The organism is Methylocystis iwaonis (genome assembly GCF_027925385.1).
GTDB lineage: Bacteria > Pseudomonadota > Alphaproteobacteria > Rhizobiales > Beijerinckiaceae > Methylocystis > Methylocystis iwaonis.
The window spans coordinates 2,026,206-2,041,329 of sequence record NZ_AP027142.1; the positions used below are offsets into that span (position 1 = coordinate 2,026,206).

14 protein-coding genes and 1 tRNA gene are annotated in these 15,124 nt (G+C 65.1%); 8 read left to right on the plus strand and 7 right to left on the minus strand.

Features of this window, described 5'->3' with window-relative positions; translation table 11 throughout:
- Positions 1-48: 48 nt before the first annotated feature.
- Positions 49-2,406, minus strand: coding sequence for an Orn/Lys/Arg family decarboxylase (locus QMG84_RS09780; RefSeq protein ID WP_281927568.1), 2,358 nt, complete (start codon positions 2,404-2,406; stop codon positions 49-51).
- A gap of 311 nt (positions 2,407-2,717) precedes the next feature.
- Between QMG84_RS09780 and QMG84_RS09785 the strand changes: the two genes are divergently transcribed.
- Both QMG84_RS09785 and QMG84_RS09790 read left to right on the plus strand, forming a co-directional pair.
- A complete protein-coding gene (locus tag QMG84_RS09785) occupies positions 2,718-3,035 on the plus strand; it encodes a DUF5132 domain-containing protein (protein ID WP_202071684.1) in 318 nt (105 codons plus the stop codon).
- Between the two features lie 2 nt (positions 3,036-3,037).
- Positions 3,038-3,481 (plus strand): hypothetical protein, encoded by a 444-nt coding sequence (locus QMG84_RS09790; protein WP_281931961.1) that lies wholly within the window; start codon positions 3,038-3,040, stop codon positions 3,479-3,481.
- Here the strand turns inward: QMG84_RS09790 and metK are convergent.
- From metK to QMG84_RS09810, 4 genes are all read right to left on the minus strand, one after another.
- The gene (gene metK, locus QMG84_RS09795) at positions 3,478-4,653 is read right to left on the minus strand and encodes a methionine adenosyltransferase (RefSeq protein ID WP_281927570.1); all 1,176 of its coding nucleotides are present in this window, start codon (positions 4,651-4,653) and stop codon (positions 3,478-3,480) included. The two genes, QMG84_RS09790 and metK, sit on opposite strands and share 4 nt — an antisense overlap.
- On the minus strand, positions 4,643-7,663 hold the full coding sequence (locus tag QMG84_RS09800; RefSeq protein WP_281927572.1) for a cation-translocating P-type ATPase: 3,021 nt from the start codon (positions 7,661-7,663) through the stop codon (positions 4,643-4,645). The genes metK and QMG84_RS09800 overlap by 11 nt, the downstream gene beginning before the upstream one ends.
- 563 nt (positions 7,664-8,226) lie before the next feature.
- Positions 8,227-8,523 carry a putative quinol monooxygenase gene (locus tag QMG84_RS09805; protein ID WP_281931962.1) on the minus strand — a complete coding sequence of 99 codons (297 nt, stop codon included), beginning with the start codon at positions 8,521-8,523 and terminating at the stop codon, positions 8,227-8,229.
- Positions 8,524-8,633: 110 nt separating this feature from the next.
- Positions 8,634-8,718, minus strand: a tRNA-Leu gene (locus QMG84_RS09810).
- Between the two features lie 158 nt (positions 8,719-8,876).
- Here QMG84_RS09810 and QMG84_RS09815 point away from each other — a divergent pair.
- The 4 genes from QMG84_RS09815 (at position 8,877) to QMG84_RS09830 (ending at position 11,476) form a co-directional block, all read left to right on the plus strand.
- Entirely contained in the window at positions 8,877-9,455 is a 579-nt protein-coding gene (locus tag QMG84_RS09815) for a YqaA family protein (protein ID WP_202071689.1), read from the plus strand.
- Positions 9,456-9,600: 145 nt separating this feature from the next.
- Positions 9,601-10,110, plus strand: coding sequence for a disulfide bond formation protein B (locus QMG84_RS09820; protein ID WP_281927575.1), 510 nt, complete (start codon positions 9,601-9,603; stop codon positions 10,108-10,110).
- Between the two features lie 72 nt (positions 10,111-10,182).
- On the plus strand, positions 10,183-10,716 hold the full coding sequence (locus tag QMG84_RS09825) for a DUF4142 domain-containing protein (RefSeq protein WP_281927577.1): 534 nt from the start codon (positions 10,183-10,185) through the stop codon (positions 10,714-10,716).
- 37 nt (positions 10,717-10,753) lie between these two features.
- Positions 10,754-11,476, plus strand: a complete 723-nt coding sequence (locus QMG84_RS09830; protein ID WP_281927578.1) for a Crp/Fnr family transcriptional regulator — start codon at positions 10,754-10,756, stop codon at positions 11,474-11,476.
- A gap of 14 nt (positions 11,477-11,490) precedes the next feature.
- Here the strand turns inward: QMG84_RS09830 and QMG84_RS09835 are convergent, their stop codons facing one another.
- Together QMG84_RS09835 and rlmN are read right to left on the minus strand one after the other, a co-directional pair.
- On the minus strand, positions 11,491-12,123 hold the full coding sequence (locus QMG84_RS09835) for an SGNH/GDSL hydrolase family protein (protein WP_281927579.1): 633 nt from the start codon (positions 12,121-12,123) through the stop codon (positions 11,491-11,493).
- Between the two features lie 17 nt (positions 12,124-12,140).
- Positions 12,141-13,322, minus strand: a complete 1,182-nt coding sequence (rlmN, locus tag QMG84_RS09840) for a dual-specificity RNA methyltransferase RlmN (RefSeq protein ID WP_281927581.1) — start codon at positions 13,320-13,322, stop codon at positions 12,141-12,143.
- A 9-nt stretch (positions 13,323-13,331) separates the two neighbouring features.
- On the opposite strand from rlmN, the gene QMG84_RS09845 reads away from it, so the two are divergent.
- Entirely contained in the window at positions 13,332-14,750 is a 1,419-nt protein-coding gene (locus QMG84_RS09845) for a glycosyltransferase (RefSeq protein ID WP_281927583.1), read from the plus strand.
- Positions 14,747-15,112 (plus strand): protease inhibitor I42 family protein, encoded by a 366-nt coding sequence (locus QMG84_RS09850; RefSeq protein WP_281927585.1) that lies wholly within the window; start codon positions 14,747-14,749, stop codon positions 15,110-15,112. Before QMG84_RS09845 ends, QMG84_RS09850 begins: the two co-directional genes overlap by 4 nt.
- Positions 15,113-15,124 lie beyond the last annotated feature (12 nt).

The following is a 15,124-nucleotide window of genomic DNA, read 5'->3' on the forward strand; positions in this document are numbered from 1 at the left end:
TCAAGCGAGCGTGGGGAATGACACTGAACCCAACAAGCGGATCCCGTATTATTCGCTCACGACAAAAGTGTAGAGGCGCAGGCGGCCTTGTGCGTCGGTTTCCTTATAGAGCCCTTGGATTTCATAGTCGAAACCCGGAAACTGATTGGCGCTGCGCTCGAACATTTTCAGATAGTGCAGCATGGGACGCGCTTTTTCGCCGAGCCGCTCGCCGGGAACGATGGTGGCGATGCCCGGCGGATAGATGACCCAGAGCGTCGTCGCGACGCGCCCCTCGATTTCATCCAGCGTCAGATAATCGACGTTGTTGCGCACGAGATGCAGATACGCCTCGCGCGGCGTCATCGCCATGTCCGGCAGATGCTCGCGCGCAAATTGCGCGAGCTGCAAAGCGCTGACGCCCGCTTCCTTGAAGAAGCGATGCATATCGCCGCAAAGATCGCGCAGCCGCACGCCCTTGTAACGGCCCGGCCGCCGCGCGACGAATTCCGGAATGACGTCCTGCAGAAGCGCATTGTCGTCGTGCAGCCGCTTGAAGGCGACGAGCGCCGAAACGAGCGTTCCCGCCTTGCTCGACTCGACGCCCGGCGTCAGCAGGAAGAGGAGCGAGTTGAGATCGTTCTTCTCCGGCACGATGCGGTTCTCGCGCAAATATTGCGCGACGATCGGGGCCGGGACGCCGTGATCCTCATAGGCGCCCGTGCTGCGATCGAATCCTGGCGTGAGCAAGGTAAGCTTGCAGGGATCGGTGATCGCAAAGCCCGGCGCCATGTCCTGGAAACCATGCCAGCCCGCGCCCGGCGCAAGCTCCCAGAAGGCGGCGTTGCGCGAGAGTTGTTCGGTGGAGACCATTTCCCAGCCGACTTGATGCGCGCCGGTTTCGCGCGCGGCGTCGGGAATGGAAACCTTGTCGGGAACGAAAGGATCGAAGAACCAGCGCCGCGCCGGATCTTTCTCCTTGTCCTCGAATTCGCGGCGCACGGCGCGCAGCTTCTTGCGCAACTCGACGCCGAGACGAACGGTGTCGTCCCACAGAACTTCGCCGGAGCGGCCTTTCATCATCTGCGCGCCGACGTCGAGCGAGGCGAACAGCGGATAGAAGGGCGAGGTCGAGGCGTGCTGCATGAAGCCTTCGTTGAAGCGCTTGTGCTCGACCCGGCGCCTCTGCCCCTTGATATGCCGGTCGCGCACATGGATCTGCGACGCCTGCGAGAAGCTCGCGAGCTGCTTATGCGTCGATTGGGTGGCGACGACGCCGGGAGAAGCCTCGTTGAGGTTTTTCAGCCCCATGGCGAAGCGCCGCTCGTAGAGCGGGTGGAATTTCATGAAGCCGGCCCAGGCTTCGTCGAAGAGGATGTAGTCGCACAAATGGCCGATCTTCTTCACGATCCATTCGGCGTCGTAGATTGTGCCGTCATAGGTGCATTGCTCGATCACTGCGACGCGGAAGGGCCGCTCCTTGCGCCAGGCGTCCTTATCCTTGACCAGCGGATTGTCGCGAATGCGCGTGCGCAGCGTCTCTTCGTCGAAGGCTTTGTGGTCGATCGGGCCGATCAGGCCGAAGGCATTGCGCGTGGTGGGGAGAAAGATCGGCACGCCGCCGCTCAAGAGCAAGGCGCCATGATGCGCGGCCTTGTGATTGTTGCGGTCAAAGAGCACGAGATCGCCTTCGGCCACGAGATTGGTGAGGACGACCTTGTTCGATGTGGACGTGCCGTTGAGCACGAAATAGGTTTTTTCTGCCCCGAAGATTTCGGCCGCCGCCTTTTGCGCTTTGAGCGCAGGGCCTTCGTGTGTGAGGAGGTCTCCAAGCTCGACGACGGAATTGTCCAGATCGTCGCGGAACACCGCTTCGCCGAGATGCTCCATGAAGATGCGCCCGATGGGGCTACGGCTATAGAAAATGCCGCCATTATGGCCGGGACAGGTCCAGAGCTGATTGCCTTCTTCGGCGTAATCGACAATGGCGCCGAAGAAAGGCGTCTTCAGCGTGTCGGCATATTGCTTGAGCCGCGAGACAAGATTCTTGGCGATGAACTCCGGCGTCTCCTCCGCCAGGAACACATAGCCGTCGATGAAGTCGAGCACCTCGACCGGTATATCCTCGAAGCGCTTGCGGCGGATGAGCAAAACAATCGGCATGTCCAGACCGCGCTTGCGCATCAGATCAATGAGCGAGGCGGTCTTGCCCTCTATCCCCCTCTTGCCCCAGTCGACGACAAGGCATCCGATCGCGGCGTCCGTCTGCACGACGATCTCGGCGTCCTCCAATCGCCGCGCCCGGACGACCTGAAAGCCCATGCGCTCGATGGCCGCGATGATCTGATTGACGCGCAGGCCTTCGAGGTCGTCTGCCTCGAAATTGGGCGCGGAGAAGAGGAAGGTGAAGCGCTGGGAAAAGTCCATCCAATGCCGTCCATTCGGAAAGCGCGCGTTAAGCTGAGCCGCGCTGTCGACGGTTCGCAGACACTTCTTGCGTGACGCAATCGTGACAGTGCGCGCCGTTAGCTTGTCAGACGGCAAGAAGCTAGGCCAACATGCGTTAATTATCGGGGAAGGCGATATCCGCCGCGCTTTCGTAAAACGCCGACTGTCCTATAACATTTGCGACAGCGTCGGACGGTGCGGGCGACGAACGGCAGTATTTGCGCTCGTCACGAGCGCGTCATGGTCGCGCTTAAATTGGAACGCCTTGGTTTCCGACCGGGAGAAGCTTCATGAAGCCGTGGGGATTTGCGTTAGGCGTGGCGGCCGGCGCCGCAGCGGCGCTCCTGTTTGACCGCGAGGGAAATCGCGTGCGGCCCGTCGCCAAGGCCGCCCTGAAGGCCGCCGTCCTGGCCTTGCACGAAGCGCGTGTGCAGGGCGCACACCTGATGGAAACGGCCGAGGATCTCTTCGCTGAGGCGAAGGCGGAGGCGGCTTCCGACATATTTGCCGCCACGATGGCGCAGGCCCGCAAGTCCGCCGGCCCGAAGCCCGAGGAAGGCGGGGCCGCCGCCGAAACGACGCCGCAGCCGACCTCGGAAGGGGCGTGAGCATGGGCGCCGGCCTGCCAATCGCCGAAATCGCGCACGCCATGCCGGGCCGGGCCCGTCTGCGGTTCCCGGACCGCCTTGGCGACTCGGACTTTTTTGCCTCTGTCTCCAGCGGTCTGTCCGCGCTGCCGAGCGTCTACAAGGTGGCGGCGAGGCCCTTCACCGGCAGCGTGCTCATCGAGCACGGCGACGCGCTCGAGAAGGTCAGCGAGGCGGCGCTGGAAGCGGGGCTTTTCGCAATCGGCAAGGCGCGATCCGCGACGAAGACTGACAAGCCGGTCGAGTTCGATCCGAAGGCGCTCGTCGCATTGGCGTTGGTCGGGCTCGCGCTCTGGCAGGTGACGCGGGAAAAGTTCTTTCCGCCTGCATTCACGCTGCTGTGGTACGCCGGCCATCTCGCCGGCGTCTGGCGGTCGCCCGAGAGCGGCGACGACGCCATGATCTAGCCGCGCAGGGCCTCGACCAAATCAATCGCCTCCCAAGGGAGCGCGAGATCGTCGCGTCCGAAATGCCCATAGGTTGCAAGCGGCAGATAGAAGCCGGAGGCGCCGGCGGCCTTCGGCCGGCTTCGGAGCGAAAAACGCTTCACGATCGCGGCCGGGCGGAAATCGAGGATCGCGGCGAGACGCTTAGTGATCGCCTCGTCGCTGAACTTCCCGGTATTGAAGGTCTCGACGCTCAGGCTCAGCGGCTCCGCCTGGCCGATGGCATAGGCCAAATGGACTTCGCAACGCTCGGCCAATCCGGCGGCGACGATGTTCTTGGCGGCGTAGCGCGCGGCATAGGCGCCGGCGCGCTCAATGCGCGAGGGGTCTTTGCCCGAAAGCGCCGAACCGCTCATGCGCGCGATCTCCCCATAGGAATCGATCCCGTTCTTGCGCCCGGTCAATCCCGCGTGGCGCCCGGGACCGCCGATGTCGAGGGGCTCGCCTGCGTTGATGATGACCTGCGTCCCATCGTCCGGCCTGACGTCGTCGCTTGCCAAGGCGTCGAGCGCCAAAGTGCGCAGATGATCCTGCGTGTCCGGCGCGGCAGAGTCGTCGAGCGCCACGGTGAGCGACAGACTGTGGATACGCACTGGGCGTCCGTCCCGATATTGCACGGAGACCTGCGTTTTCGCGTCAGGCGACAAGGCGTGAAAGCCTCCGCGGCGCGCCGTATCCAAAGCCTTCGCCATTTTATGCGCGTAGCTGATCGGCGCCGGCATCAGCTCGCTCGTGTCCCGGCAGGCATAGCCGAAAACATTCGCCTGCTCATGCGCCACCCTGCGCGCGACCGCCTCCGGCGCGTCTCCCGGAGACTCGGCCTCGCGGGTGGAGAGCGGAAGCTCGGTCAAGCTCGTCAGGATCGAGCAGTTGCGCGCGTCGAACCCGTTCGAGACATAGCCGGCGTCCATGATGATCTTGCGCGCGAGCGAGGGCAGATCGACCCGGGCGTCGGCCGCATATCGCGCCGCGAGAAACAGCACGCCGGTGGCGAGAGCGCATTCCACCACCGCCCGCGCTGTTTCGTCCTCTCTCAGCAAGGCGTCGACCGCCGCGTCGCTGATCTGGTCGCAGAGCTTGTCTGGATGGCCGGGCGTGACCGATTGGGATGTGAAGATCATGTCAGCCGACATGGCTTTCTTCCTCGTGGCGGGCGGCGGCGCGCTCGACCAGATAGCCCAGAAAATCATTGGCGAGCGCGCTGCTGATGGCGATGGCGCCGATACGCAGAATGTCGCCCGGGCCGAGCGGCGCAAGCCCGAGAAGCCGCCGCGTCGGCGGCAGAAACTGCGCCGCGCATTGAGCGAGCAGGGACACGCCGACGCCGCCATAGAGCCGGAGGTTGGGCTGGCGGCGAATTTCCGCCGAAAGGCCGCGGGTCTCGGACCGGCAAGCGATTGCATGCAGCAATTGGGCGAAGGTCAGCCCGTGGAAAGTGATCGTGCTCGCGCGCGCATGCCCATTGGAGCCGCCGGCGCTGTAATAGCCGAGAAGCGCGGCTGCCCCGATGACGGCGCCTTCGCGCAGGACGCGGCGGAAGTCGTTCGCGCCCATGATCGGCGCGCCGGGATCATGCGGCGGCTGGTCGAGAATCTCGGCCTCCGGCGGCTCGAGGCCGAGCGCGAGCGCGGGGAGGGCGTCCGTCGCCAGATTGAGCCAGAGCAATTGCATCGGCGTCAACGGCTCCCTGGCGTCGACCAGCGCCGCGCCGAGCATGGCGATGGTTTCGGAAGCGTTGGTCGAGACGAGATAGCGCAGCACTTTGCGAATATTGGCGTAGGTCGCGCGGCCGAGCCTTATCGCCTCGACGATGCCGTCCATATCGTCGGTCGCGAGAACAATGTCGGCGACTTGGCGCGCGACGTCGGCGCCTTCGCCGCCCATGGCGATTCCAACATCCGCCGCGCGAAGCGCCGGCCCGTCGTTCACCCCGTCTCCCGTCATCGCCACAATGCGGCCCCCGGCCTGCAGCGCCTTGACGATGTTGAGCTTGTCGACGGGACTGACGCGCGCGAAGACATGCGGTTGCGTGGCCAGCGCTTCGAGAAGCTCGGGCGGCATATTGGCGATCTGTCCGGCTTCGAGAACGCGCAGCTCGCCGCCGTCATTGAGATCGAGATTGCGCGCGATGGCGAAGGCGGTGGCGCTTTGGTCGCCGGTGATCATGACCGTGCGCACGCCGGCGCGGTGCAATTGCTTCAGCGCGGGTCGCACGCTGGCGCGGATCGGGTTCGCTATGCCGGCGAGGCCGAGCCAGACGAGATCGCGCTCGTCGCGCGGATCGCCGCCGTCGTCACGATAAGCGACGCCGAGGACGCGCAGCGCGTCGCCGGCCATGCGTTCATTGGCCTTCAGCGCCGCCGCGCGGGCGTCGTCGTCCAATGGGGCGACGCCGTCGCTGCTGCGTCGCCACGCGCAGCGCGCCAGCACTTCCGCGGGATCGCCCTTTACGCACAGCAGACGCGCGCCATCGCGGGTCTCGTGCAGCGTGCTGATGCGCTTGCGCCCTTCGCCGCGTGCGGCGCTCGTCATGGCCGTCGTCGACTGACGAAGATCGACCGGATCGGCGCCGAGCGCGACGCCGGCGGCCAGCAAGGCGATCTCGGTCGGCGTGCCGTCGAATGTCACGCCGTCGCCGGCGCGGATTGCGACCGCGTCGCTGCACAGCGTCGCCACTTCGAAGAGCCGGCGCGCCAACTCCCGCAGGGCGCCGTCGGTTTCTTCGCCGTCTTTGAGCAAACGACCGCCCTGCAAGTCGAGCATTGCGCCGTCGAGATGGAGCGCCTCGACCGCCATGCGGTTCTGCGTGAGCGTTCCCGTCTTATCGAGGCCGACGACCTCGACGGCGCCCAGCGTCTCGACCGCGTCGATCTTGCGCACCAGCACTTTGCGCTTGCGCATGTCCTGCACGCCGATCGCCAGCGTCGTGGTGGCGACGGCGGGAAGTCCCTCCGGAATGGCGGCGACCGCGAGCGATATCGCGCTGCGCAGCGTGCGCACGAGCGGATGGCCGTGGTACGCGCCGAGCGCAAAAACGCTCGCGCAGATCAGGCCATTGATGATCACCAGCTCGCGTCCGACCTCGCCGAGCTCGCGCTGGATCGGGGTTTCAGGCGGCCGCGCGGCGCCGATCAGCTCTTGCACGCGGCCGATTTCCGTGCGCGCGCCGATGGCGGTGACGATCGCGGCGCCGGAGCCGCCCGTCACCGCCGTGCCGCGAAAGACCATGTTGCGGCGATCGGATACTAGGGTTTTCGCCGGCAGCAACGCCAGCGCGTCCTTTGCGGCCGGATGCGCCTCGCCGGTGAGCGGCGCCTCGTTGACGCTCAGATCGTCGCTCTCGATCAGGCGCGCATCCGCCGGCACGGAAGCGCCGCGCTCGATCACGAGAATGTCGCCGACCGTCAAAGCGGCGGGATCGATCGACTGCCTGACGCCGTCGCGGATGACAGTCGCCAGTTGCCGCTTCTCGGCAATCATGCCGAGGACGGTGCGGTCGGCTTCGCGCTCCGTGACCGTGGCGATGCTTGCGTTCACCACGACGACGGCTGCGATCATGACGGCGTCGGCGATCCCGCCGGTTGCGAGCGACAATGCCGCCGAGACGGCGAGCAAGGCGACCGGCAGGCTGGCCATCTGCTCGGCGAAGATCGCCGCGGCGGAGCGACGCTCGGCGGGGCGCAGCTCGTTGCGTCCCCATTTGGCGATTCGCGCCGCCGCTTCCTCGGCGCTCAGCCCGGCGGCGGGCCGTGTCCCCAGCCGCGCCACGAGCGCCGCGAGGGGTTCGGCGTGGCAGGCGTCTGCGTCCGCGGAGAGGCTTTTCGGCGATGCAGCCGCGGTTGCTCCGAGGGGAGGGGCGCAAGCTTCCGCCTCTCGCGCCGCCGCGTCGAGCGCGCGTGAAAGCGATTGCGCCGTCGCCGGCGGATGAAAGGCGATCAGCGCCGATCCCGTCAGCCCGTTGGTCTTGACGCTCCCGACGCCCGGAACCCGTCGCAGCGCCTTTTCGATTTGCAGCCTCTGCTCGTCCCGCCCGAGGAGGGTCGGATGCCGAAGCCGAACGCGGCCAGGAACGGCCTCGTGCGCGATCCATGCGCCCATGGCCGCGTCGGCGTCGACGGAGAGGTCAAGCTTCGACAGGAGCATCCGCGCAACCAGGCTCGTATCGGCGGTGTTTGCTTATTCCGCGTAGATGACAAATAGGCGCCGCGTGCGCCTGCGCCGCAGGCAACAGCGCCGACGCGTTTCTCGCGAGGGCTATTTAGCGCGTAGAGCGACCGGGCCGTTTATTCGGAGCGCGAAGCGCCTCGGATCGATTCATGGGTCGTGCGAAATCGCCCGGCGGATCAAAATGACCGGCTCGCGCTTTCTCGAAAATGATGCGACAATTAGGCGCGTCTTTGGGCTAGGATGCTGGGCACATGTTCATTCGAGAGGAAATCTCTTACGCAATTATGCTCTCCGTTCTCGTTGCGGCGTTCATAATCGCCCTGCAACTTGTTTCCGGTTGAGCGATGCTTTTTGCGCGTCTCTGTTTGGCGTGTGACCCTGCGCGCGCCATAGCGATGCAGAGCGGCCCGAAGATTCTTTCCACAAACGACATCTGAGCTTCGGCTTCTCGACAAGCCTCCGCCCAAGGGGCGAAGTGATTATTCGCGCGTGGAGCCAAACCCCGCCCGGAATGGTTAGCCGGTCCGCGGTTGGCGGCATCAGACTTCGCGAGGATTTCTTGCCTCGAAAGCCGTGAAGGCCCGCTCGATCAGGCCCTGATCCCGGCAGACAGCGCGCCAGGGGGCGATGTGTGGCGCTTGCAGATGGCGCGCCAGCGTCTCCGCGTCGGGCCATTTTTCCGAGAACCGGATCAGGCCCGGCTCGAAAATATCTTCAGCCGCGTCATAGGCGATACAGCCGTCGCGCCGCCGTGTCGCCTCAACAAGGTTGCGCAAATGCGGCAGGACGTCGGTCATGTTCTGCGGCGGAAATCGCAGGATGCCGGTGACGACCACAATCAATGCTTTCCTCCGTAAATGCAGCATCTGCGCCGCGCCCTGCCGGGTCCGGTAGGGAGAGTAGCAGGGGCGAATTTGGGGCTCTGGAAAGCTATGAAAAAGGTGGGTGGTGCCCCTGGCCGGAGTCGAACCAGCACTCCTTGCGGAACTCGATTTTGAGTCGAGCGCGTCTACCAATTCCGCCACAGGGGCCCGTCGCGGCCGGTTGTGAGTCGACCCAGCGAGCGGCGCGGATATTAGCGAGGCGCCGCGCCGCGTCAACCCGGCGCTCTCCTTCTTTGGCCAAAGTTTTCGTGCTAAGCGCTGCCGGCAGGCGTTAGACGGCCTTGGGCCCGACCTCACGAGGCAAAATGAAAAAGCTTTACGACTGGACAATGTCGCTGGCCGCCAGCAAGCACGCGCCTTTCGCGCTGGGGGCGATCGCCTTTGCGGAAAGCTCTTTCTTCCCGGTGCCGCCGGATGTGATCCTCGTGCCGATGACCCTCGCCGAGCCCAAAAAGGCCTGGTATTTCGCTCTGCTCTGCACCATCGCCTCGGTCGCGGGCGGGGCGCTCGGCTACGCTTTCGGCGCGCTCTTCTACGACACCATCGGCCTGTGGCTCATCAATCTTTACGGTTACACCGAGAAGATGGAGAGCCTGCGCGCCTTTTACGCCCAGTGGGGGGCGATCTTCATTCTGGTGAAGGGCCTGACGCCCATTCCCTACAAGCTCGTGACGATCGTCTCGGGGCTGCTCGCCTATAATTTCCCGCTGTTCATCGGATTGTCGCTCATCACCCGCGGCGCGCGGTTTTTCATTCTGGCGGCGGCGATCAACCATTTCGGCGACGCCATCCGCGCGAAGCTCGAGAGCCATTTCGGCCTCTTCGTCAGCGTGATGGCGGCGATCGTGGTCGGCGGCTTCGCCCTTGCCGCCAAGATGTTCTGAGCGGCGTTTTTCGTTCTGGATCGCGCCCCGCGCCCCTCACCTGACCTCTCCCCGCAAGCGGGGAGAGGAACTAGAACGGCGCCGGCGCGGCTCCTCTCCCCGCGCGCGGGGAGAGGCTGGGTGAGGGGCCGGGGGATTGTCCCGAATGAACCTCGATAGAAGACAGGCTCTGGCCGCAATCATTTTCGCCGCCTCCGTCGCAACCATCGGCGGCGCGTGGCTTTACGAATCCCTCGGCTATCTGCCCTGTGAGCTCTGCTACAAGGAGCGCATTCCCTATTACGCCGCCTTTGCGCTGGCGCCGCTGGCGGGCTTCACCGCGCGGACGGGCAGGGCGGGGCTGGCGCGCGGGGCCTTTCTGCTGCTCGCCTTGCTCTTCGCCGCCGACGCCGCGCTTTCGGTTTATCACTCCGGCGTCGAGTGGAAGATTTTCGCCGGTCCTTCGGACTGCTCCGGCGCAGTCAACCAGGCAGGCTCCATGGCGGATTTCATGAAGCAGCTTCAGACCGTGAAGGTCGTGCGTTGCGACGAGCCCTCGCTCTACGTGCTCGGCCTGACGCTGGCGAATTGGAATGCGCTGATTACGGCGGCGCTGGCGGGGGCGGCGGGCTTCGCCGCCCGTATGGTCAAGCGCGATCCGGCGCGCAGGGTGTGACTTTAGTTCCAGCCTTCTAGCAGCCTTCGCCTTACACCGGCCTCGATAGCAGTCGAACCGGAAGGCGTTCCCATGAAAAAACTGACATTCCTGCAAATCGTCGCGGCGACAGGCCTGTGGCTATCCGCCAGCGTCCCCGCTCAAGCGGCGGGCCTCGATGGTGGGCAGATTTTAGGGATCTACATCCAGGTCAACAGCTTCGACATCGAGTCCGCGTTGCTCGCGCGCGCTCAGGGGGCGTCGGCCGCGCTCCGCAAGCTTGCCGCTCATGTTGCCGCGGACCATATCGGCGTACGCAAAGCCGCTTATGATCTCGCCCAAAAATGCGGTGTCACCCCCACGACGCCGGCTGAGCGCGTTGCGGCGGCGAGCGATCATGCGGCGGCGATGCAGAGACTCGCGGCGCTGCAAGGCGCTGAATTCGACAAGGCCTATTTGCGCCATGAAGAGGCCTTTCACGCAGGCGCCATCGACGCGGCAAAAAAGCTGCTCGAGCCGGCGGCGAGCTGTGCGGAGCTGCGCGCCCATCTGCACGAAATTTTGCAGGCCTTCGAGGGGCATCTTTCGCAAACGCGCGCCATGGCGCGTGAAGTTGGCTCTCGCTAAACGAGAAATTGCATAGAGCCGAAGGAGACCCGCAATCATGCGTGAAAGAAGGTCGTTCGCCGCTGTGTCGACGCAAGAGTCCGAAGCCGACTATGATCGGCGGATGACATTTCCTTCCCTTCGGCTCTTTCCATCGCTCGGCGAACTATCCGCCGAAGGACGCAAGCTCTTGGGCGCGTCGGTGCGCCATATCTCCTGCGCTGGCGGCGCGCAGCTTGTCGCCCGCGGCGATATGGTGGCGGGCGCCTATCTGGTCGAGCGCGGCGCGCTGCGGATCTATTACGTCAATGCGGAAGGCCGGGAGGGGACGCTGTATTGGGTGGACCCCGGCCAATCCTGCATATTGGCGATCAGCTGCGTGTTCTCGCGCCATCCCTATCCGGCTTGGGTGGAGAGTGAAGGAGAGACGGAAATCAGCATCGTCCCCGGCGACGTCTATCGTCGCCTCTTAACGCTCGAACCGGCTATTCAAGGATTTACTTTCGACGCTCTGTCGAGCCGCATTGTCGAGCTCATGGCGTTAATGGAAGAGACAGCGTCGCAGGGTGTGGAAGCCCGCGTCGCCGCCTTCCTCCTGCGGCGCTCGAAAGGCGAGGCCAATGTCGAGATGACCCAAGAGCAGGTCGCGCGTCATCTTTCGACGTCGAGAGAGGTTGTGTCGCGGGTTCTGCGGGGGCTGGCCGCGCGCGGATTGGTCGAGACGATGCAGGGCCGAATAACGCTCCTCGATCTCGATGGTTTGCAGAGTCTCACGAGCTGATCCGGGGCCGCGGCTCATCCGATGATCCGCGCGCTGCGTGGCCAGCTCCTGTCGTTCTTCGCCGCGCTGACGATGGCCTCTGCGATCTTCCCGCCGCCGATGGACGAGGGCTCGATCGAACCGGCGTAATCCGTGGGCGCGTTGCAGATGAGACGCAGGTCGAGGATGGTCAGCCCATGCTCGACGCCGATGCGGATGATGGCGTCGTTGAACGGCGTCAGCGCGATCTCGGCGATGCGCTGAAACGCCGGCTCGGGAAAATTGCCGGAATAGATCGTGCAGATTGTCGTGTGGCGGTCGATCTGCAGGCAGGGGCGCAGCATGTCGCGATAGGCGGCCTCGAAACGGCGCGCCGCGGTGCCGATCAACTCGATGGCCTCGGCGCTGGTGGTCACGGGCGCGCCCAGAATATCGGCCTGCTGCAAGACGTCATTGCCGCCGATGCTCAGGATAAGGCGCTCGGCGTCGGCCGGAAGCCGCGCGAGCTGCGCGGCGACATCGGCCATCGTCGCGCCGTCGACGGCGGCGAGCGTCGCGCGCCAGCCGACGGGGATGCGCTTCCTCACCTGAGAAATTACCGCTGGCCCGCCGGCCGTATAGGCGCCGTTGTCGAAGGTCGAGTCGCCGAGAAGAACGAGATGCGACATCCGACCCGCCGCCGTGGTTACTCCGCCGCCTCCTGCGCCGCCAGCCGCGCCCTCGCGCGCAGCTTCTCCGTCTCGCTCTTCAACTGGCCGCAGGCGGCGAGAATGTCTCGGCCGCGCGGCGTGCGCACGGGGCTGGCGTAGCCCGCATTGAAGACGATGTCCGAGAAGCGCTCGATCGTCTCCCAATCGGAGCATTCATATGGCGCGCCCGGCCAGGGATTGAAGGGTATGAGATTGATCTTGGCCGGAACGCCCTTCAGGAGCCGCACCAGCTCGCGCGCCTCGGCCGGGCTGTCGTTGACGCCCTTCAGCATCACATATTCGAAAGTGATGCGCCTCGCGTTGCTGACGCCGGGATAGTCGCGGCAGGCCTGCAGTAGCTCCTTGATCGGATATTTTTTGTTGATCGGCACGAGCACATTGCGCAGATCGTCGCGCACGGCGTGGAGCGATATGGCCAGCGCCGGGCCGCAATCGGCGCCGAGCCGCTCGATCTGCGGCACGACGCCCGAGGTCGAGACGGTGATGCGGCGCTTACTGAGCGAGAGCCCGTCGCCATCCGCCATCACGTCGATCGCGGCCATGACATTGTCGATATTGTAGAGCGGCTCGCCCATGCCCATGAAGACGATGTTGGAGACCGCGCGCACGCCTTCGCCCATGGGAACGAGGCCGTCGGTGGGGCGCTCGCGGTCGGGGAAATCGCCGAGCCGCTGCCGCGCGACGAGAAGCTGCCCCACGATTTCCGCGGTCGTCAGATTGCGCACGAGCTTTTGCGTGCCCGTGTGGCAGAAGCTGCAATTGAGCGTGCAGCCGACCTGGGAGGAAACGCAAAGCGTGCCCCGGTCGCTCTCGGGGATGTAGACGCACTCGACCTCCGCGCCCTTATCGAGCGCGTCGACGGGCTGCATCCGCAGCAGCCATTTGCGCGTGCCGTCGACCGAAATCTGCTCCTCGACGATCTGCGGCAGGCGCAGCTCGAAGGCGGCGTCGAGCGTCTGGCGCAGGGTCTTGGAGACATTCAGCATCTCGCCGAAGTCTCGCGCCCCGCGGAAATAAACCCAGTGCCAGATTTGCGAGATGCGCATGCGGATTTCGCGCTCGGGCAGGCCCAGCGCGCGCAGGGCGTCGCCGATTTCGGCGCGCGTCATGCCGGCAAGCGAGGGCTTTTCGGCGGCGATGGTCTGTGAGAAAGTCATTTTCTACCTTTGGTCGGCCCGGCTTGTCGGGTTCGGGCGGCCGGCATTTCAAGTTCGAACCTTTCAGATGCGCTTTTTTGGGCGATTTATCCAGAGAAAGAAAAGGCCACCACTCTGTCTCCCCAAAAAATCCTGATTGCGACATTCGGGTCGCTCGGCGATCTGCATCCCTTTGTCGCGCTTGCGCATGCTCTGGCGCGCGAGGGCTTTGCGCCCGTCATCGCGACCAGCGCCGCCTATGCCGATTTTATTCAGGGCGAGGGGATCGCCTTCGCGCCGATCCGGCCCGACGCCGACGATCTGACGGCGCGGCTCGGCATGGATATGGGCGAGATCGCCCGCAAAATGTCGGAGGACGACAGGTTCCTGTTCGACTCGCTGATTTTCCCGCATCTTCGGGAGAGCTACGCGGATCTTCTCCTGGCGAGCGAGGGCGCCGTCGCGGTTGTCTCGCACAGCCTCGCCTTCGCCGCCCGGATTGCGGCGGAGCGGCGCGGCCTGCCGCTCGTCACGGCGCTGCTCTCGCCGATGATGCTCTATTCGGCGTATGACCCGCCGCTCGGCTCGCGCATGCCGCTGCGCAGCGCCCCGGCCTGGCCGATCGAGATCGTCTATAACCGCTTCCTGCTCTGGTCGCTCTCCCACGCCATCGCGCTTTGGGCCGAGCCCTTGCGTCGGCTGCGTCGGGACGTCGGGCTCGACCCTCGTTATGGGCTGGACCTGCTGCTCGGCGTGAAATCCAGCGACGCGGTCGTCGGCCTGTTCAGCCCGCTGCTAGCGCCGCCGCAGCCGGATCACGGGCGGCGGACCTTGATTGCCGGGCACACCTTCCACGATCGCTATCTCGAAGGCGGGCGGCTGTCGCCGGCGCTCGCCGCCTTTCTCGACGCTGGCGAAGCGCCGATCGTTTTCACGCTCGGCAGCTTCGTCGTTCGGGCGCGATGCGACTTCTACCGCGATTGCATCGACGCCGCCCGCCGGCTCGGGCGGCGCGCCGTGCTGCTCGCGCATGAGGACGACGTCGCGGAGCTTGCCGGCGATATGGGCGCGGATATTCACGTCTCCTCCTATGCGCCGCATTCGCTGGTCTTCCCGCGGGCGCGCGCGGTCGTCCACCATGGCGGCATCGGCACGACAGGGCAGGCGCTGCGCGCCGGACGGCCGCAGTTGGTGACGCCATTTCTCGGCGACCAGTTCGACAATGCCGAGCGGCTGCAAAGGCTCGGCGTCGCCCGCGTGCTGGACGGCAAGACGGCGACGGCGCAGGCATTGTATGAAGAGCTCGCGGCCTTCGATGCGGGCTATGAGGCTCGGGCCTCCGCCATGGCCGAGGAGGCTGGGCGCGAGGATGGGGCGGCGCTGGCGGCGCTGCGGATCGCAGCGCTTATCGCCCAGCGCGCGCTGGCGCAGGAGGAGGCATTGGCATGAGAAAACGCGTCGCTTTTTTTGTGGCTTTTTACCTCGGCCTCGGCGCGGCGAGCCTGCAAGCCCTGGCGGATGAGGCGCATCGGATGAAACCCGGCGAGACGTTCAGCGTCTCCAATAAGGAAAATCCTTCGACCGGATACATTTGGCGCATCGATCCGAGCGCCAGCGCGGGGCTCGATCTTCTCGCGATTTCCGATGGCGGCCACAAGGCCGGAAAGAGCCTCCCCGGCGCGCCGGGAACGCATAGCTGGACCATTCGCGCGCTCGAGCCGGGAACGGCGACGGTCCAGTTCGTCTATCAGCGTCCCTGGGAGCCGGCTCCGGCCGAGACCCGGCGGATTGTTTTCAAGATTTCACCCTAGCAGGAGCTGCAG